The sequence below is a fragment of the Oceanimonas sp. GK1 genome (assembly GCF_000243075.1).
Classification (GTDB): domain Bacteria; phylum Pseudomonadota; class Gammaproteobacteria; order Enterobacterales; family Aeromonadaceae; genus Oceanimonas.
The window spans coordinates 2,256,406-2,275,360 of the sequence record NC_016745.1 but is presented as its reverse complement, the minus strand read 5'-3'; the positions used below and the strand labels follow the sequence as shown (position 1 = coordinate 2,275,360).

12 protein-coding genes are annotated in these 18,955 nt (G+C 60.5%); 8 read left to right on the top strand and 4 right to left on the bottom strand.

Translation table 11 applies throughout. The features are described 5' to 3' along the window. The first annotated feature begins 36 nt into the window (after nucleotides 1–36). Nucleotides 37–1,647 (top strand): methyl-accepting chemotaxis protein, encoded by a 1,611-nt coding sequence (locus GU3_RS10770; protein ID WP_014292564.1) that lies wholly within the window; start codon nucleotides 37–39, stop codon nucleotides 1,645–1,647. 99 nt (nucleotides 1,648–1,746) lie between these two features. On the opposite strand, the gene GU3_RS10765 is transcribed toward GU3_RS10770, so the two are convergent. The 3 genes from GU3_RS10765 to GU3_RS10755 all read right to left on the bottom strand — a co-directional run bounded on the left by GU3_RS10765 (nucleotide 1,747) and on the right by GU3_RS10755 (nucleotide 5,234). Next, entirely contained in the window at nucleotides 1,747–2,937 is a 1,191-nt protein-coding gene (locus GU3_RS10765) for an amino acid aminotransferase (RefSeq protein WP_014292563.1), read from the bottom strand. A gap of 143 nt (nucleotides 2,938–3,080) precedes the next feature. Next, on the bottom strand, nucleotides 3,081–4,271 hold the full coding sequence (locus GU3_RS10760; RefSeq protein WP_014292562.1) for a Bcr/CflA family multidrug efflux MFS transporter: 1,191 nt from the start codon (nucleotides 4,269–4,271) through the stop codon (nucleotides 3,081–3,083). Between the two features lie 63 nt (nucleotides 4,272–4,334). After that, the gene (locus GU3_RS10755) at nucleotides 4,335–5,234 is read right to left on the bottom strand and encodes a DNA replication terminus site-binding protein (RefSeq protein ID WP_014292561.1); all 900 of its coding nucleotides are present in this window, start codon (nucleotides 5,232–5,234) and stop codon (nucleotides 4,335–4,337) included. 354 nt (nucleotides 5,235–5,588) lie between these two features. On the opposite strand from GU3_RS10755, the gene GU3_RS10750 reads away from it, so the two are divergent. Then, nucleotides 5,589–5,873 (top strand): YebG family protein, encoded by a 285-nt coding sequence (locus tag GU3_RS10750; RefSeq protein ID WP_014292560.1) that lies wholly within the window; start codon nucleotides 5,589–5,591, stop codon nucleotides 5,871–5,873. Nucleotides 5,874–5,904: 31 nt separating this feature from the next. Here GU3_RS10750 and GU3_RS10745 read toward each other — a convergent pair whose 3' ends face one another. Further along, nucleotides 5,905–7,692 carry an ABC transporter ATP-binding protein gene (locus tag GU3_RS10745; protein ID WP_014292559.1) on the bottom strand — a complete coding sequence of 596 codons (1,788 nt, stop codon included), beginning with the start codon at nucleotides 7,690–7,692 and terminating at the stop codon, nucleotides 5,905–5,907. Between the two features lie 73 nt (nucleotides 7,693–7,765). On the opposite strand from GU3_RS10745, the gene GU3_RS10740 reads away from it, so the two are divergent. The 6 genes from GU3_RS10740 to GU3_RS10715 all read left to right on the top strand — a co-directional run bounded on the left by GU3_RS10740 (nucleotide 7,766) and on the right by GU3_RS10715 (nucleotide 18,908). Then, on the top strand, nucleotides 7,766–8,227 hold the full coding sequence (locus GU3_RS10740; protein WP_014292558.1) for a GAF domain-containing protein: 462 nt from the start codon (nucleotides 7,766–7,768) through the stop codon (nucleotides 8,225–8,227). Nucleotides 8,228–8,317: 90 nt separating this feature from the next. Continuing rightward, on the top strand, nucleotides 8,318–8,863 hold the full coding sequence (gene proQ, locus GU3_RS10735; protein WP_014292557.1) for an RNA chaperone ProQ: 546 nt from the start codon (nucleotides 8,318–8,320) through the stop codon (nucleotides 8,861–8,863). Nucleotides 8,864–8,873: 10 nt separating this feature from the next. Further along, nucleotides 8,874–10,880, top strand: coding sequence for a carboxy terminal-processing peptidase (gene prc / locus GU3_RS10730; RefSeq protein ID WP_041543132.1), 2,007 nt, complete (start codon nucleotides 8,874–8,876; stop codon nucleotides 10,878–10,880). A 73-nt stretch (nucleotides 10,881–10,953) separates the two neighbouring features. Then, nucleotides 10,954–13,560, top strand: coding sequence for an aminopeptidase N (gene pepN, locus GU3_RS10725; RefSeq protein ID WP_014292555.1), 2,607 nt, complete (start codon nucleotides 10,954–10,956; stop codon nucleotides 13,558–13,560). Beyond that, nucleotides 13,560–13,784 (top strand): DUF2835 domain-containing protein, encoded by a 225-nt coding sequence (locus GU3_RS10720; RefSeq protein WP_014292554.1) that lies wholly within the window; start codon nucleotides 13,560–13,562, stop codon nucleotides 13,782–13,784. Before pepN ends, GU3_RS10720 begins: the two co-directional genes overlap by 1 nt. Nucleotides 13,785–14,072: 288 nt before the next feature. After that, entirely contained in the window at nucleotides 14,073–18,908 is a 4,836-nt protein-coding gene (locus GU3_RS10715; RefSeq protein WP_014292553.1) for an NAD-glutamate dehydrogenase, read from the top strand. Nucleotides 18,909–18,955 lie beyond the last annotated feature (47 nt).

The following is an 18,955-nucleotide window of genomic DNA, read 5'->3' as shown; positions in this document are numbered from 1 at the left end:
TGATGTCTGTGGTAGGAGAACAAGGTGTTTCGCAATATGAATATCGGCCTGAGATCAGGCCTGGCGTTTGGCGTCATTGGCGTGCTGATGCTGATCCTGGGGGGGCTCAGCCTGGTGCAGCTGACCAGCCTGAACGATCAGATCACCGTGCTGGCCACCCAGCGGGTTCCCAGCCTGACCGCGGTGGAGAACATCGACAAGGAGTTTCTGCGCATTCGTCTGCACAGCCTGGCACTGGCCAATTCGGCGGAGGCCGACAAGCGGGCCGAGTCCCGGGCCAACCTGGAGGCGGCCCGGCAAAAACTGGACGGTTTCAAGCAGCAATACGATAGCCTCGCCCGCATGCCCGAAGCCCGGGCGCTGTTAAGCCGCTTTACCGCCACCGAGGCTCGTTACTGGCAGGCCCATGGGCGTATTATGCGGCAGGCCGAGGCCGGGGATGTGGCCGGCGCCAACCTGGCGTCCCGCCAGGAGCTGGCTCCCCTGGCCGAGGAGTTGGCCGGTCTGCTGCATCAGCTCAATGCCCTGCAGCATCAGCGTATTGACGACACCAACAGCGAAACCGACAGCGTTTATGCTTCTTCACGCAACATCATCATCGCCATTCTTACCCTGGCCCTGGTGGGCATGGCGGCGCTGGCCTGGCTGCTGACCCGCAGCATAGTGCAACCCATTGGCGATGCGGTGCGGGTGGCCGAGCGGATTGCCGGAGGGGATCTGACGCACCCGGTGCAGATCAGTGGCAAGGATGAACCGGGCCGCCTGTTGCAGGCTCTTGGCCACATGCAGCACAGCCTGAAGGACACGGTCCGGCTTATCACCGACTCTTCCCACCGGCTGGCCTCTACCTCGGAAGAACTGAGCTCGGTCACCGAAGAGTCGACCCGCGGCCTGCATCGGCAAAGCCAGGAGCTGGAGCAGGCGGCCACGGCGGTGAATGAAATGACCGCGGCGGTGGAAGAGGTGGCGCGCAATGCTTCCAGTACGTCGCAGGAGTCGGAGCTGGCGGATGAGCGGGCCCAGTTTGGCCGTGACCGGGTGGGCCAGACGGTAATGGCCATGGAAGGCCTGGCCGGCGAGATTGGCGACACCATGCACAACATTGAGCGGCTGGCGGGGCGGGTGAATGATATTACCAGTGTGCTGGATGTGATCCGCGCCATTGCCGATCAGACCAACCTGCTGGCCCTGAATGCCGCCATTGAAGCGGCTCGGGCCGGCGAATCGGGGCGGGGCTTTGCGGTGGTGGCCGATGAGGTGCGTGCCCTGGCCCACCGGACCCAGGAGTCCACCAAGGAAATCGAGCAGATGATCCAGGCGGTGCAGCGGGGCTCCCAGGAGGCGGTTACCGCCATGAAAACCAGCAATGAGCGCACCGCCGGTACCCTGAATATCGCCCGGGAAGCCGGCGAGGCCCTGGCGCAGATCGCCACCAGTATCTCCGGCATCAATGATCGCAACGTGGCCATTGCCGGTGCTGCCGAAGAGCAGGCCCATGTGGCCCGGGAAGTGGACGGCAACCTGGTCAACATTCGGGATCTGTCGGTGCAGAGTGCCGCCGGTGCCAACCAGACCAGCGCCTCCAGCCAGGAGCTGGCCCGCCTTGCCGGTGAGCTGCACACCCTGGTGAACCGCTTTGTGATTTAACAAGTCCAGGCGTCACGCCCGTGAAGGTGGGCGTCCATGCGATATCCATAAAAAAAGCCCCGCTCGGCGGGGCTTTTCAGTATCAGTGATCAACGCGTATTACAGCACAGCGGCAATGCCGTCACACAGGGCGTCGATGTTCGCCTTGGTGATGCCGGCCACACTGATGCGGCCGGAGCCGACGATGTAGATACCGAACTCGTCCTTCAGCCGGGCTACCTGCTCCGGCGTGAGGCCGGAGAAGGAGAACATGCCGTTTTGACGGGCAATGAAGCTGAAGTCTTTGTCGACACCACGGGCGGCGAGTTTTTCCACGAACAGGGTGCGCATTTCCTGAATGCGGTCGCGCATTTCCGCCAGCTCGGCCTGCCAGTCGGCGTAGAGTTCGGGATCGTTGGCGATGATGGCCACCACATTGGCACCGTGGGAAGGCGGGTTGGAGTAGTTGGCGCGAATAATGCTCTTCACCTGGCTGAAGCTGGTGTTGGCGGTGTCGGCGTCTTTGGCCACCAGGGTAAAGGCACCCACCCGCTCGTTGTAGAGGCCGAAGTTTTTGGAGAAGGAGCTGGCGATCAGCAGTTCGGGGTTGTGCTTGGCAAACTCGCGCAGACCAAAGGCGTCTTCCTCTGTGCCTTTGGCAAAGCCCTGGTAGGCGAAGTCGAACATCGGCAGCCAGCCCTTGTCGGCGGCCAGTTTGGCCAGTTGCTGCCACTGCTCAGGGGTCGGATCGATACCGGTGGGGTTGTGACAACAGCCGTGGAACAGCACCACATCCCCGGCCTTGGCGTCTGCCAGGCTGGCCAGCATGGCGTCAAAGTCCAGATCCTTGGTCTCGGCGTTATAGTAGCCGTATTCCTTCACTTCCAGGCCGGCGGCGGTAAACACGGCGCGGTGGTTGGCCCAGGTGGGGTTGGAGATCCAGATGGTGTTGGTGTCGAGCTGGCGGGCGATGAACTCACCGGCGATGCGCAGGGCTCCGGTACCACCCGGCGCCTGGGCGGTACGGGCGCGCTGGTCAGCAATAATGCCGGCATCGGCGCCAAACAGCAGCTTCTGCACTACCTGACCATAGGCTTCAATGCCTTCTATGCTGAGATAGTTTTTGGTGGTTTGCTCCTGCACCAGGCGGGCTTCGGCCTGTTTCACGCAGCGCAGTACCGGGGTCTGGCCGGCTTCGTCTTTGTAGATACCAACGCCCAGGTTGATTTTGTCGGTACGGGTATCTTTACGGAACGCATCGGTCAGGCCCAGAATGGGGTCGGCCGGTGCAGCAGTGACCTTCTCGAACATAGTCTTGTCAATTCCTTCTTGTAAAAGCGAGTGTGGTCGCTAAGCGACAGCTGTTAGTTATATCACTTGCGCCGGTATTAAAAAATGGCTTTCCCGGGAATTTACCGGGCGTCGCCATGCCGGACATGGCCTGCCGGGGCTGGCTACTCGGCGGCGGACAGGGCGGGACGCACCAGCAGCCAGTAACTGGCCAGGGCCAGCCAGACGCACAGGCACATGACCAGTGCCATGGGCAGGGCAGAGAGGGCGTCACTGGCGTTGACCGCAAAGGTGGCCAGGGCGCCCAGGCCAAAACGTACCGTACCCGCTAGCGCCGAGGCGGTGCCGGCAGACTCGGGAAAGTGGTTGAGCAGTCCGGCCATGGCGTTGGCACCCACCAGGCTGATTTGGGCAATCAGCACCATGATGGCCGGCACCAGCCCCCAGAGTCCCCCCGCGCCGGTGAGGCCGCTGAACAGCAGGGCCACGCCGGCCAGTGCGGCCAGGATCAGGCCGGTTTTCAGCAGTCGGTCGCTGCCCAGGCGCTTGACCAGCCGGCTGTTGGCAAAGGTCAGTACCATCATCAGCACGATGTTCATGGCAAACAGCAGGCCGTAATGCTGGGCCGGTACGCCGTAAAGCTCGATATACACCAGCGGCGAGCCGGAAATAAAGGCAAACATGGCCGCCGTGGTCAGGCCGCCACAGCCGATATACCCCAGCGCGGCCCGGTGACGCAGCACCCGGCTGTAGTTTTGCAGCACCGGCCACAACCGAAAGGGCTGGCGGTGCTCGGGTTTGAGGGTTTCGGGAATGCGCAGGGCTAGCGCCACCGTCACCGCCGTGCCAATGGCGGCCAGCAGCACGAAGATGCTGTGCCAGTGACCGATAAGTAGCAGGTAGCCGCCGACGATGGGCGCCACCAGTGGGGCCAGGGTCATCACCAGGATCACCATCGACATCACCCGGGCGAACATGTCTCGTTCAAACATGTCCCGCAGCAGGGCGTTGAGCACCACGGAGCCGGCGGCGCCGCCAATGGCCTGCAACAGGCGAAAGGTCATCAGGGTTTCAATGCTGTTAGCCAGGGCACAGCCCAGGCTTGCCAGCGTAAACAGCGTCAGCCCGCCCAGCATCACCGGTTTGCGTCCCACCGAGTCGGCCAGGGGGCCATAGAACAGCTGACCCAGGGCAAACCCCGCCAGAAACACACTGATGGTCAGCTGGGCCTGGGACACCGGCACCCCCAGATCCCGCGCTATGGTGGGCAGGCTTGGCAGGTACATGTCGATAGCCAGGGGAGTGAGACCGGCCAGGCTTGCCAGCAGCAGCAACAGGGAGAAGGGCAATGCCATAACGCCATCCAAAAGTTACAAAAGAAACATCACGCCATGATAGCACCCTCGTCCGGGGCAGTGTCAGGGCTCGAAAGGATAAATATGTAGCCGCGGGATCAGCGGCTCGCCACCAATGCGCGCCGCCCGTTGCTTGCGGGCTTTGGCCGGCGGGTAATCACCCAGGTGAGTGATGGCGGGCAGCTCGTCCTGGCACAGCAGCAAGGGCAAATGGGCCTTGAATTGCTGCTGGCGGGGCGTCAGTGGCTCGCTCCAGCGCACGTTGACCATGGGATGGGTTTTCACCGGCCGGCGCAGTCTAAGCTCCACATGAGCGGGCAGCCGTTTCACATCGTAGATTTCCCGGTCTACGCATTGCTGCCAGGTATGCGCGTCCGTCAGCGGGGGAGGGCTGTGGCGGCTTTGCATCAGCTGCTCCACGAGCCTGGCCTTGTCCACCTTCTGAATGATCTGCTTGTTGGCCCAGGTAAAGCCCAGCCGAGAAGCAGTATGGGGCAGCAGGGTGAGCTGGCGGTAGACCTGCAGGGTAATAAGGCCGGGAAAGGTATGGTGCACCAGGGTAAATTTCTTGTCTTTATCATCCAATTGCTGCACCAGGGTACGAAAGGCCAGTTTAAGCCGGTTAACTTCTGCTACCTGTTGTTCAAGCAGCGCTCGGCTGGCGCCGGGCAGCAGGATAAAGCCGGGCAGGCGAAAGCTGGCCTTGGCGGAGCAGTCGGCCTTCAGGTGCCAGCGGCCAAAGGCGGAAAGAGCGGCGTCGAGGGCTGGCCTGCCGGTGAGTTGCGCTTGCACCTGAATATGCTCAACGGGCTCGTGCTCTTTGCCGAGGGCAACCTCGGGCAGGCAATAACAGGTGGCCACGGGCAAATCGCCCGCCTGGCGTAGAATCTCACGGTTCAGCGCGGCCAGGGCAGACTCCAGCAAGGACATGGTATGACGCAGTTCGGCAGCCAGGGTAAACATAAATATTATGCCAACATACAAAAGAGAGTTTAATCATAGCCAAACTCACACCAAGTGCAATCTGGAAATAACCTAAGCCATTAAAATGGCGGGTTACTTAACATAATAATGTGGCGGACGTAATTTAAGAACAAAAAAAGCCAGGTACAAATTCCGTGTACCTGGCTCAGGGGAATGGCTCATTAGCTGAGCCGTGCGCTAGTAAGAGAACACCCGACGCCGGGCGCCCTCTGTATAAATTTTAGACTTTAATCCTGAGTCCGCCAGCCATGGCCGGAAAATTGCGTGGTCAGAGTGGCTTGCAATTCGGAAACAGGCTGATTACTGTATGTATATACAGATAAGGAGCTCATCATGGCCGTAGAAGTTCAATATCGCGTAGTGCGAAACGGAATTGAAAAAATGACCTTTACCAACAAGAAAGAGGCGGATGCCTACGACCGCCTGCTGGATATGGCGGAACACATTGAAACCGTACTGGAAAACGCACCGGTTACCTTGAATGAAGCGGATCGGGAAGCGCTGGCGCTGTTTCTGGCCCAGCACCAGGCCGAACTGGCTGGACCGAAGAAAAAGCCCGTCAAAAAAACCGGCAAGGGCGATAACGCCGCCGATGAGACGGTCAAGGCCGTCGCCTGACGGAGCCTAGGCAGGCAGTCAGCCTGCTGCATCAGCTATACAGCGTCCGGTACAGCCCCGGTTGTTCCAGCAGCTCAACATGCGTGCCTGACTGACTGATTTTGCCATCCTCAAACACGACAACCCTGTCCGCCTGGCGCACCGAGCTTAACCGGTGCGCCACAATCAGGGTGGTCCGTCCGTGCAGAAAGCCCGACAGCGCCTGGTGCAGCCGCTGCTCGGTGTCGGTGTCGAGCGCCGAGGTGGCTTCATCCAGAATCACAATGGCCGGATCTTTCAGGATCATGCGGGCCACCGCCAGCCGTTGTTGCTGTCCCCCCGAGAGCCGCACGCCCCGGCGGCCGATCTCGGTATCCAGCCCCTTGTCCGTGGCGGCAATCACCTCATCCAGTTGCGCCACCTTCAGCGCCTGCCAGATGGCGGCATCATCGTGATCATCGCCCAGGTTCAGGTTGGCGCGCACCGTGTCGTTAAACAGCACCGGTTGCTGCAGTACCGTGGCCACGTGCTCGCGAATGGTGGCAAAGCCGATGTCGGCACTGCTGATGCCACCAAAGCGAATGTCGCCGCTGTCGGCGGGGTAGAGGCCCAGCAGCAGCTGAATAAAGGTCGATTTGCCGCCACCGCTGGCGCCCACCAGGGCCACCTTTTCCCCGGCGGCAATGCTCAGGCTGATGTCATCCAGCACCCGGCGTTCACCGTCGTAGGAAAAGCTGAGGTTGCGCACCTCTATCGGCAGGGTGGTGACGCCGGCAAAGGGGTTGAACCGGCCCACCGGCTCCACGGTATCTCCCAGGGCCAGCATGGTGTTGATGCGCTTGCGGGCCGCATCGGCGGCGTAAAAGGAATACTGCATGTTCAGCAGCTCCTGCACCGGGCCCATCATGAACCAGAGATAACTGAATACCGCGAAAATCTGGCCCACGGTGAGATCGGTGTACAGCACCATGATCATGCCCACCGCCCGGAACAGCTCCACCCCGGACAAAAACAGCAAAAAGCTGGCCTTGCCGGCGGCCTCGCTTTTCCAATGGTATTCAATGGCGGTGTCCCGTACTCCCCGGGCCCGGTCGATCACCCGCAACAGGTAATGGCGTTCCCGGTTGGCGGCGCGAATTTCCTGAATGCCGTCCAGGGTTTCCACCAGTGCCTGCTGAAACAGTTCGAAGGCCTTGTTTTCATTGCGCTTGAGGTACTTGACCTTGGAGCCGAGCCGGCTGGAGAAAAACACCACCACCGGGTTCAGCAGCAGAATAAAGAGTCCCAGCTGCCAGTTCAGCAGCAACAGCACCACGGCGGTGCCCACCACGCTCAGCAGGCTTATCAGCAACCGGCTCAGGGTCTCGCCCAGAAACTTGTCGAGGGTTTCCACATCGGTGATGTAATGGGAGCTGACGCTGCCGGCCCCTACCGATTCAAAGCGGCGCAGGGGAGTGCGCATCAGCTGGCGGGTGAGGCGGCGCCGGATCTGAAAGGTGATGTGCTTGGCCACCCGGGCAAATTGCCGGCCCTGCAATATGTTGAACACCAGTGCCATAAAACGCAGCAACAGGGTGATCAGCAGCACCGCCAGAATATAGCCCACGCCGGTCTGCCAGTCCTCGGGCAGCAGCGGGTCCAGCCCGGCTACCAGGGTGCCCGGTTGCTCCAGCAGCACCTCGTCCACCAGTAACGGCATCAGCAGGGGCACGGGCACCGCCAGCAGGGTGCCGGCAATGGCCAGCAAATGGGCCCTGATCAGCAGTGCTTTGTGGCGACGCATCATGCCGGTGAGCACCGACCAGTGCAAAATGCCGTTGTTCGGTTCTTTTTTATTCATCCATCACCATCATTGGTTTTCATTTTCCCAAAGGGCAGGTAAGTTAAGCCAAAATTGCCAACCTGCTGACACCATGAGTGAAAAAAACGCATTTTATCAAAGCCTGACCGCCCAGGCACTGGCCCTGTGCGAAGGTGAACCCAATCGCATTGCCAAACTGGCCAACCTCTCGGCTCTGCTGAACCTGTCGCTGGATAACATCAACTGGGTCGGCTTCTACCTGCGTGAGCAGGATGAGCTGGTGCTGGGCCCGTTCCAGGGCAAGCCCGCCTGTGTGCGCATTCCGGTGGGCCGGGGGGTGTGCGGTACTGCCGCTGCCACCAACCAGGTGCAGCGCGTCGCCGATGTGCATGCCTTTGCCGGCCACATTGCCTGCGATGCCGCCAGCAACTCGGAAATCGTCCTGCCCCTGAGTGATGATAACGGCGTTGTCTGGGGCGTACTCGACATCGACAGCCCGGTCCACGATCGCTTTGATGCGTGTGATGAGACCGGTCTGGCCGGCCTGGTGGGCGCCGTTCTGCCCCTGCTGTAACATGCCGGGGTCGCTTTTGTCCGTGCGGCCCTTATAATGTGAAGGTTTCAACGGGCGGTGCGCCCACTGGTCCCAATCCCAAGGTATTTCATGGAAAACTCCGAAAAACTGAAAAACAGTAAAGAAGTCATCGCCTACCTGGCCGAGCGCTTTCCCGCGTGTTTTATTGCCAACGGCGAAGCCAAGCCGCTCAAGATAGGTATCTTTCAGGATCTGGCAGAACGCATGGCCGAGGATCCCAAGGTATCCAAGACCCTGCTGCGCACCGCCCTGCGCCAGTACACGTCCAGCTGGCGTTACCTGCATGGCCTCAAGGCCGGCATGAGCCGGGTTGATCTGGACGGCAACCCCTGCGGCGAGCTGACCCAGGAGCACATTGATCACGCCAAGCAGGCGCTGAAAGACAGCAAGGAAAAGGTGTTTGGTCCGCGCAAGGAAAAGCCCGCCGGCAAAAAGCCCCGTCCGCGGGTGAAAAAGGTCGATCCTGCGAAACTCGCCGTTGAGCAGAATGTCAAAGTATTGCTGGGCAAGTCTCCGGTTCCCGCTACCATTAAGGAAGTGACCCGGGACGATGTTCAGGTGGAGCTCAAAACCGGCATGTCGGTACGCGTCAAGTTCGATCACATAGTTCTCTGAGGAGTAGGGTTTGATCAGTCACGGAATTCGTTTGTCCCTGGTGGCCGCCGCCGTGCTGGCCGCCGGGCTGGCCCGGGCGGTGACGCCGGCCATTGAGGCCGATGCCATTCCCGCTCTGGCCCCGGAAAGTCAGCATGCGGCTGCGGCTAAGCGGATTACCGCGCTGTTCACCCGTTCCCATTACAAGCAGTTCAGGCTGGATGATGCCTTTTCAGAGGCGATTTTTGATCGCTACATTGAAAGCCTGGACTTCAGCCGCAACATCTTTACCCAGGAAGATGTGCGCCGTTTCGAGCGTTACCGCGACAGTTTTGACGATCTGCTGCGGGCCGGCCGGCTCGACGCCGCCTTTGACATGTACAACGAGAGCCTGAAGCGCCGCTACGAGCGCCTCAGCTATGCGCTGTCGTTGCTCGATACGCCAATGCAATTCGACGGCACGGAAGACTACCAGTTTGACCGCTCCGAGGCCGACTGGCCGGCGAACCAGCGCGAGCTGGACGAGCTGTGGCGCAAGCGGGTCAAATTCGATGCCCTCAGTCTCGCCCTGGCCGACAAGGACTGGGACGAGATAAAAACCACCCTCACCAAACGGTACAACAACGCCATCAAACGCTTGTCCCAGAGTGAAAGTGAGGATGCCTTTCAGAGTTTTGCCAACGCCTTTGCCCGGGCCATTGAGCCTCATACCAGTTACCTTAGCCCGCGCAACGCCGAGCGTTTTGAAACCGAAATGAACCTCTCTCTGGAGGGCATAGGCGCCGTGCTGCAGGCGGAAGACGACTACACCGTGATCCGCTCTTTGGTACCCGGTGGCCCGGCGGCCAAATCCAGCGAGTTGCAGCCTGATGACCGCATCATAGGGGTAGGGCAAGAAGCCGAAAAAATCACCGACGTGATCGGCTGGCGTCTGGATGAAGTGGTGGATCTGATCAAGGGCCCCAAGGGCACCAAGGTATGGCTGCAAATTCAGCGCGGCCAGGCCGTGGCCACCACGCCGCGTATTGTCGAAATCACCCGGGACACGGTGCGGCTGGAAGACAGGGCCGCCAACGGCAAGGTGCTGGAGGTGAACGATCAGCGCATTGGGGTGATTGAAATTCCCAGCTTTTACGTCAACCTGAGCGTGGACGTGGCCCGGGAAATCGACAGGCTCAAGCAGCAGAATATTCAGGGGCTGGTCATTGACCTGCGCGCCAATGGCGGCGGCGCCCTGACCGAGGCCTCATCACTCACCGGCCTGTTTATCGACAGCGGTCCCGTGGTGCAGATCCGCGACGGACTCGGCCGTATTTCGGTGAATGGCGACGATGATAACCGGGTCAGCTACGACGGCCCCATGGCGGTGCTGGTGGATCGCTATTCCGCCTCGGCGTCGGAGATTTTCGCCGCCGCCATGAAGGACTACGGCCGGGCGGTGATCCTGGGTGAAAACACCTTTGGCAAGGGCACGGTGCAGCAGCACCGCAGCCTGTCACGCATCTACGATCTGTATGAAAGCCCCATGGGATTTGTGCAGTTTACCATCGCCAAGTTCTACCGCATTAACGGTGGCAGCACGCAAAACCGGGGCGTGAGCCCGGATATTCCGTTCCCCACTGCGGTGGAGGCCGAGGAAACCGGCGAAAGCCTGGAGAAAAACGCGCTGCCCTGGGATCAAATAGAGAGCCTTGACTTCTCTCATGTACGGGACCTGTCGCCTTACCTGCCCAAACTGCGTCAGCGCCACCAGGCCCGCATTGAGCAGGATCCCGAATTCGCCTATGTGTTTGAAGACATTCGCGAATACCGGAAACTGAAAGACAAGGACTCGGTGTCCCTTAACCTGGCCGAGCGCAAGGCCGAGCTGAACGAGCAGGATGCCAAGTCTCTGGAGCGCCTCAACGACCGCCTGCGCCGGGCCAACCTCAAGCCGGTGGAGACCCTGGACGACGCGCCCAAGGACTTCGAGCCCGAAGACAGCTACCTGCAGGAAGCGGCCCGCATTACCGCCGATCTGGCCAACCTGCTGGGCTGAGTGTTTGTCAGACGGGGCCCGGGTGGCCCCGTTTTTTCACGTTATTCCCCTTCATCATTCAACGAGATTCACTATGAGCCAAAGCCAACCTCAGGTGCAATATCGCGACGATTATCAGCCGCCCCATTACTGGATTGATACCCTGGATCTGGACATTCAGCTGCACGACACCGCTACCGAAGTGGTGGCCATCAGCCGGGTGCGCCGCAACGGTGAGCACAACGAGCCGCTGGTGCTGGACGGTGAGCAGCTGGAGCTGTTGTCGGTCTCGATAAACGGTGTGGACACCACCCAGTACGAGCAGGGTGAAGGCAGCCTGGTGCTGCCTCAGGTGCCTCAGGAATTCGTGCTGACCATTAAAAACCGCATCAACCCCGCCGCCAACACCGCCCTGGAAGGCCTGTACAAGTCCGGCAATGCCTACTGCACCCAGTGCGAGGCGCAGGGGTTTCGGCGCATCACCTATTACCTGGACCGGCCCGATGTGCTGGCCCGTTTCAGCACCCGCATTACCGCTGATGCCACCACCTGTCCCTACCTGCTGTCCAACGGCAACCGGGTGGGGCAGGGCGTGCTCGATGACGGCCGGCACTGGGTGCAGTGGCAGGATCCGTTCCCCAAGCCCGCCTACCTGTTTGCGCTGGTGGCGGGGGATTTTGATGTGCTGCGCGACTGCTACACCACTCACAGCGGCCGCGAGGTGGCGCTGGAAATTTTTGTCGACAAGGGCAACCTGCACCGGGCCGGCCACGCCATGGACAGCCTCAAGGCCTCCATGCGCTGGGATGAGCAGCGCTGCAACCTGGAATACGATCTCGACATCTACATGATAGTGGCGGTGGACTTCTTCAACATGGGGGCCATGGAAAACAAGGGCCTGAACGTGTTCAACGCCAAGTTTGTGCTGGCCGATGCCCAGACTGCCACCGACGACGACTACCTGGATGTAGAACGGGTGATCGGTCATGAATATTTTCACAACTGGACCGGCAACCGGGTCACCTGCCGGGACTGGTTCCAGCTGTCCCTCAAGGAAGGGCTGACGGTGTTCCGGGATCAGGAGTTTTCCTCCGATCTGGGCTCTCGCACCGTGAACCGTATTCACAACGTGCGCATTTTGCGTGGCCCCCAGTTCGCCGAGGACGCCGGCCCCATGGCCCATCCCATTCGTCCCGATGCGGTGATCGAGATGAACAACTTCTACACCCTGACGGTGTACGAAAAGGGCGCGGAAGTCATCCGCATGCTGCACACCCTGCTGGGCGAGCAGGCGTTCCAGGCAGGCCTGGCGCTTTATCTGCAGCGCCACGACGGCCAGGCCGCCACCTGTGACGACTTTGTGGCCGCCATGAGCGAGGCCAGCGGCCGGGATCTGACCCGCTTCAAGCGCTGGTACGGCCAGTCCGGCACGCCGGTACTGACGGTACGCGACCGCTTTGATGCCGATACCGGCCGTTATACCCTGAGCGTACGACAGCACACGCCCGCCACCCGGGATCAGCCGGAAAAACTGCCCCTGCACATTCCCCTCAGCCTGGCACTCTATACCGAGCAGGGCGAGCCGGTACCGCTGATGATGAACGGCCACTCGGTGGATGCGGTGCTGGACGTGCTGGAAGACGAGCAGGAGTTTGTATTTGAACAGGTTCCCTCCCGCCCGGTACCGGCCCTGCTGCAGGGCTTTTCGGCGCCGGTGAAGCTCGATTATCCCTACAGCGACGAGCAGTTGTCGTTGCTGGCCCGGGTCAGCCTGGATGAGTTTGTGCGCTGGGATGCGGTGCAGATGCTCATTAACGACACCGTGCGCCGCAACGTTGCGTTGCGGCAGCGGGGGGAACCCCTGGCTCTGCCCCGCAGCCTGCTGGACGTATTCCGCTGTGCCCTGGAAGATCGGGCCATGGATCGGGCGCTCAAGGCCGAAATGCTGACGCTGCCGGATCTGGCCAGCCTGCTGGAGCTGTTTGACCAGGTCGATATCGAACACCTGGCCGAGGTGCGCGCGCACCTGGCCCGAGAGCTGGCCGAGGCGCTGTTGCCGGCCTGGCAGCAGGCCCATGACGACAACCTGACCCCGGAATACCGCATCGATCACCACGACATGGCCCGCCGGGCGCTGAAAAATACCGCCCTGGGTTACCTGGCCCTGACCGGTGCCGAGCAGCCGGTGGCCAGCCAGTATGACAGTGCCGACAACATGACCGACACCCTGGGGGCCATGCGGGCCGCGGTGCGCGGTGAACTCGACTGCCGCCATGCCATGCTGGCGGACTTTGAGCAAAAGTGGCGTCACGATGGCCTGGTGCTGGACAACTGGTTCCGGTTGCAGGCCACGGCGCCCGGCGCCGACACCCTGGACCGGGTGCGTGAGCTGATGAGCCATCCTACCTTCAGCCTGGGCAATCCCAACCGGGTTCGGGCATTGATCGGCGCCTTCTGTCAGGGCAACCCGGCCCGGTTTCATCGCCTCGACGGGGCCGGTTACGATCTGCTGGTGGCGGTGCTGGAGCAGCTCAACCGCAGCAACCCCCAGGTGGCCTCGCGGCTGCTGACCCCACTTATTCAGTTCAGCCGGCTCGATGATGCCCGTCAGGCGCTGATCCGAGCGCGACTGCAGCGGCTGATGGCGTTGCCGGACTTGTCCCGGGATCTGTTCGAGAAGATAAGCAAGGCCCTGGATTGATGCGACGGCTTCGCTTTCGGCTGGCCATTTCCGCCACCGAATTGCAGCATTACTACACCGGCCGGGTATCCGCCCTGACGGTGATGACGGAGCAGGGGCTGAGATTGCAGCTGCCCCTGCATCACTTTCGCCGTTTCGTGGGCCATGGCGGCCTGAACGGCCATTTTGAAGTGGTGCTGGATGAGGGCAATGCCCTGCAGCAATTGCAGCGACTGACAGGGTAAAAAACGCGGAGCCAGGCTCCGCGTTGTTATTTTCAGAACGGGCTGAAAAATATTAACCAGGGAAATATGCCACTGTTAAGAATATAAATTCAATTATGTCGGCGGCACAGTGTATATATTCCGTACGCCAGTGATCCGGTCGATATTTTTCACATTCTTTCCCCGTGCACTTCTCGCTTTCCCCAAACACCGGGCATACACTGGACCCCATTCCAAGGGGTCAAATGACTGCCCCATTGGCTACGCTTTTCTCCATGGTCAATGCCCGTTCTCGAGGAATCCGAAACCATGACTTTTAATGATGCCACTACTTCCGTGCTGCTGGAAAATGTCGAACAACTGGTCAGTGAAAAATTTCCCGAACAGACCGCTCCCCTGGTACAGACCTTTGTCGCCAAACTCTACAGCGGCATGACCCACGATGATCTGCATCACCGCAACGACAGTGATCTTTACGGCGCCGCCATCAACCTGTGGAACGATTTTGAAACCCGACCCGACAACCGCCCTCATGTGCAGGTCTACAACCCCGAGCTGTCCCGCCATGGCTGGCAGTCACCCCATACCATTGTGGAGCTGGTGCTGCGCGATGCGCCCTTTCAGGTAGACTCCATCCGCATGGCGCTGAGCCGCCTGGGCATTACCGCTCATCTGATGCTGCACCAGCCCATGCACCTGGTGCGGGACAAGCAGGGTCGGCTGGAGCGCATTTTGTCCAGCAAGGACAAGGCCCAGCAAAACCGGGTGGAAACCGCGTTTCTGATCGAAATCGATCGCCAGCCCGAACAGCAAAAACGCGATCAGTTACGCGACGAGCTGCTGTCGGTGGTGGAGGAAGTGGCGCTGGCGGTGGATGACTGGCAGCCCATGGTCAAACGGCTGAACGAGGTGATCAAGGCCTTGCCCGGCCAGCTGAAAAAGCATGATCCCCAGGAGGTGGAAGAAAACCTGTCGTTCCTGCGCTGGGTGGTCAATCACAATTTTACCCTGATGGGCTACCGTCGCTACCATATCTCCGCCGTTGAAGGCGATCACGAGCTGGTGCCGGAGCACGACACCAGTCTGGGGCTGATGCGCAACATTCAGCACAGCGACGGCCTGCGTCTGAGCACCCTCACGCCCACCGCCCGGGAAGAAGCCCTCAGCCAGAACATACTGGTGCTGACCAAGACCAACCACAAGTCCCGGGTGCACAGGCCCGCCTATATCGACTACATCGGCATCAAGCGTTTTGACAACAAGGGCAATGTGATCGGCGAAGACCGCTTTATCGGCCTCTATGCCTCCAGCATCTACAACACCAGCGCCATGCAGATCCCGCTTATCGGCGAAAAACTCAAGCGCATTATCAATGCCTCGGGGCTGGAAGAGGGCTCCCATGCCTACAAGGCACTGCTCAACATTCTGGAAACCTATCCCCGGGACGAGCTGATCCAGGCCCGGGAAGACGAACTGCTGGAGATCGGCATGGGCGTGCTCGCCATGCAGGAGCGGGACATGACCCGGCTGTTTGTGCGCCGGGATCTGTTTGGCCGGTTCTTTTCCTGCATGGTGTATGTCACCAAGGAGCGTTACAACACCGCCCTCAGGGAAAAAACCCAGCGTATTTTCCAGCGCTATTTCGGCTCGGAAGAAGAGGTGGAGTTCACCACCTATTTCTCGGAAGGGGTGCTGGCCCGTACTCATTACCTGATCCGCGTGCAGAACAACACCATGGACATCAATGTGAACGAGATCCAGTCAAACCTGATCGAAGCCGCCCGCAGCTGGGACGACAAGCTGGAGCAGGCGCTGTCCGCCAGTTTTGGCGAGGCCGAAGGCAACCGGCTGAAGAACAAGTATCGCCAGGCCTTTCCCCGGGGATATACCGAAGACGTGATCCCGGGCTCGGCGGTGGCCGACATTGAACAGCTTGAGGCCCTCAGTGACGACAACCGCCTGGGCATGCTGTTTTACCGGGCCCAGGAGCAGGGGCAGGACTCCAACCGGGTGCGGCTCAAGCTCTACCACCGGGCCGAGCCCATTCACCTGTCCGATGTGTTGCCCATGCTGGAAAACCTGGGACTGCGGGTGATTGGTGAAACCCCTTACGAAATCGATTGCGGCGAAGAAACCTTCTGGATCCTCGACTTCTCCATGCTGCATCCGCGCGGCCCGCTCGAGCTGGACGCCAGCCAGCAGCGTTTTCAGCAGGCCTTTGCCCAGATCTGGAACAACCAGCTGGAAAACGACGGCTTCAACCGCCTGGTGCTGGCCACTCCGCTCACCGGCCGGGAAGTGAGCGTGCTGCGGGCCTATGCCCGTTACATGCGCCAGACCGGCGTCACCTTCAGCCAGGCCTACATCGAGGAAACCCTGTCCCGCTATCCGCACCTGGCCTGTCTGTTGTTCCGCCTGTTTGAACAGCGGCTGTCGCCCGCTCGCAAGCAAAATGCCAAACAACTGCAGGCATTGCACCAGGAGCTGCTGGACGAGCTCGACAAGGTGGCCAACCTGGATGATGACCGCATTATTCGTCGCTACATGGAGATGATCGAAGCGACCCTGCGAACCAACTTCTACCAGCCTGCCGCCGACGGCGCCGCCAAGCCTTATATTTCCTTCAAGATGGCCCCCGAGTCCATCAGCGAGATGCCGCTGCCGCTGCCCAAATTCGAAATTTTTGTTTATTCGCCGCGGGTAGAGGGCGTGCACCTGCGTTGGGGCAAGGTGGCCCGGGGCGGCCTGCGCTGGTCCGACCGCCGGGAAGACTTTCGTACCGAGGTACTGGGACTGGTCAAGGCCCAGCAGGTGAAAAACACCGTGATCGTGCCGGTGGGCGCCAAGGGCGGCTTTGTGTGTAAACAGTTGCCGGAAGGGGACAGGGCCGCCTTTCTCAAGGAAGGCCAGGACTGCTACCGGCTGTTTATTCGTGGTCTGCTGGATGTGACCGACAACATCATCAACGGCGAGGTGATCCCGCCGAAAAACGTGGTGCGTCACGACGAGGACGATTATTACCTGGTGGTGGCCGCCGACAAGGGCACCGCCACCTTCTCCGACATCGCCAACGGCATCAGTGCGGAATATGGCCACTGGCTCGGCGATGCCTTTGCCTCCGGCGGCTCGGTAGGGTATGACCACAAGAAAATGGGCATTACCGCCCGGGGCGCCTGGGAGTCGGTCAAGCGCCACTTTCGGGAACTCGGCATCGACTGCCAGAGCACCGATTTTACCTGTGTCGGCATCGGCGACATGGCCGGCGATGTGTTCGGCAACGGCATGCTGCTGTCGAAACACATTCGGCTGGTGGGCGCCTTTAACCACCTGCACATTTTTATCGATCCCGAGCCGAATGCCGCCGCCAGCTATCAAGAGCGCCAGCGCCTGTTCACCACCCCCGGCACCACCTGGGACGACTATGACAAGTCGCTGATTTCCGAGGGCGGCGGTGTCTTTGCCCGCTCCGCCAAGTCCATCAGCCTGTCGCCCCAGATGAAAAAGCTGCTGGGTACCCAGAAAGCCAGCCTGACGCCGACCGAGGTGATCCGCCACCTGCTGATGGCCCAGGTGGACTTGCTGTGGAACGGTGGTATCGGCACCTACATCAAGTCGCGCCGAGAGACCGACACCGACGTGGGGGACAGGGCCAACGATGCCGTGCGCATCAACGGTGAAGATCTGCGGGCCCGCGTGGTGGGCGAGGGTGGTAACCTGGGCTGTACCCAGCTTGGCCGTATTGAATACGCCAGCAAGGGCGGGCACATCAACACCGATTTTACCGACAACGTGGGCGGAGTGGATTGCTCCGACAACGAGGTCAACATCAAGATCCTGCTGAACAAGCTGGTGGCCGAAGGCGAACTGACCCAGAAACACCGGGATCAGTTACTGTATGACATGACCGACAAGGTGGCGGACATCGTGCTCACCAACGCCTATCGCCAGTCCCAGACCATTTCCATCACCCAGCACAGAGGCGCCCAGGCCCTGAAGGAGCACCAGCGCTTTATGCACTGGCTGGAGCGAGAAGGCAGTCTGGACCGGGGCCTGGAGTTTTTGCCCAGTGACGAAGAGCTGGCCGAGCGCATGGCCGCCAACCGCGGCCTGACCCGGCCCGAGCTCGCCATTCTGGTGGCCTATGGCAAGATGGTGCTGAAGGACATGCTCAATATTCCCGAGATCACCAATAACGATTATATCGCCCGGCTGTTGCCGGCCAGCATGCCGGAAAAACTGGTAGCCCGCTTTGGCGAGGCGCTGATGGCGCACCCGCTGCGCGGTGAAATCATAGCGACCCGTCTGGCCAACATCATGGTCAACGACATGGGCTGCAATTTTGCCAACCGGATGCTCGACGAAACCGGGGCCGGTATCGGCGACATCGCCGTCAGCTTTATGATTGCCCGGGAAGTGTTTGGCCTGAACGCGCTTTTGCGAGACATTGAAGCCCTGGACAACCGGGTGCCCGCCGATCTGCAGTTGCGCATGTTCTACCAGTGCCGGCGCATGGTGCGCCGCGCCACCCGCTGGTTCCTGCGCAACCGCAACCGTAACCAGGGGCTGGAAGACACCATTGCCCAGTTCAAGCCCGCCTATGATGCCCTCGGCAAGCATTTGTACGAGGTGATGGTGGACAGTGAGGTAACCGAGCACAAGAACCAGGTTTCCCGCCTGGGGGAGCAGGGCGTCCCCGAGTCCCTTGCCGCCCGGGTTACCCACATGAGCACCCTGTTCTCGGCGCTGGATCTGGCCCAGATCAGCCATGAACACCAGCAGGATATTCAGGGCGCCGCCCGGGTGTATTTCCACCTTGGCGCCGAGCTTGAGCTGCACTGGTTCCTGGATCAGATCAACCAGCAGGCGGTGGGCAACCACTGGCAGGCCCTGGCCCGGGCCTCGTTCCGGGAAGATCTGGACTTCCAGCAGCGCAGCCTGACCTCGGTCGTGCTGAAAAACTGTAAAGGAAAAGGGGAATGCGATACCATGCTCGCCCAGTGGCTTGATGAGCATGAGCAGCTGCTCAATCGTTGGCGACACCTGCTGGCGGACTTCAAAACCTCCGGCAGCCATGAATTCGCCCAGTTCTCCGTCGCCCTGCGCGAACTGAACCTGCTGCATCTCAATTGTGTGAACGCCGCCTGAGCAGGCGGCCACGAACAAAAGCCCCGGCCATGACCGGGGCTTTTTTA

Excerpts from the sequence above, each read along its gene's own strand:
- GU3_RS10770 (WP_014292564.1), top strand. The coding sequence starts at position 37 with ATGAATATCGGCCTGAGATCAGGCCTGGCGTTTGGCGTCATTGGCGTG.
- GU3_RS10765 (WP_014292563.1), bottom strand. The coding sequence starts at position 2,937 with ATGTTCGAGAAGGTCACTGCTGCACCGGCCGACCCCATTCTGGGCCTG.
- GU3_RS10760 (WP_014292562.1), bottom strand. The coding sequence starts at position 4,271 with ATGGCATTGCCCTTCTCCCTGTTGCTGCTGCTGGCAAGCCTGGCCGGT.
- GU3_RS10755 (WP_014292561.1), bottom strand. The coding sequence starts at position 5,234 with ATGTTTACCCTGGCTGCCGAACTGCGTCATACCATGTCCTTGCTGGAG.
- GU3_RS10750 (WP_014292560.1), top strand. The coding sequence starts at position 5,589 with ATGGCCGTAGAAGTTCAATATCGCGTAGTGCGAAACGGAATTGAAAAA.
- GU3_RS10745 (WP_014292559.1), bottom strand. The coding sequence starts at position 7,692 with ATGAATAAAAAAGAACCGAACAACGGCATTTTGCACTGGTCGGTGCTC.
- GU3_RS10740 (WP_014292558.1), top strand. The coding sequence starts at position 7,766 with ATGAGTGAAAAAAACGCATTTTATCAAAGCCTGACCGCCCAGGCACTG.
- proQ (WP_014292557.1), top strand. The coding sequence starts at position 8,318 with ATGGAAAACTCCGAAAAACTGAAAAACAGTAAAGAAGTCATCGCCTAC.
- pepN (WP_014292555.1), top strand. The coding sequence starts at position 10,954 with ATGAGCCAAAGCCAACCTCAGGTGCAATATCGCGACGATTATCAGCCG.
- GU3_RS10720 (WP_014292554.1), top strand. The coding sequence starts at position 13,560 with ATGCGACGGCTTCGCTTTCGGCTGGCCATTTCCGCCACCGAATTGCAG.
- GU3_RS10715 (WP_014292553.1), top strand. The coding sequence starts at position 14,073 with ATGACTTTTAATGATGCCACTACTTCCGTGCTGCTGGAAAATGTCGAA.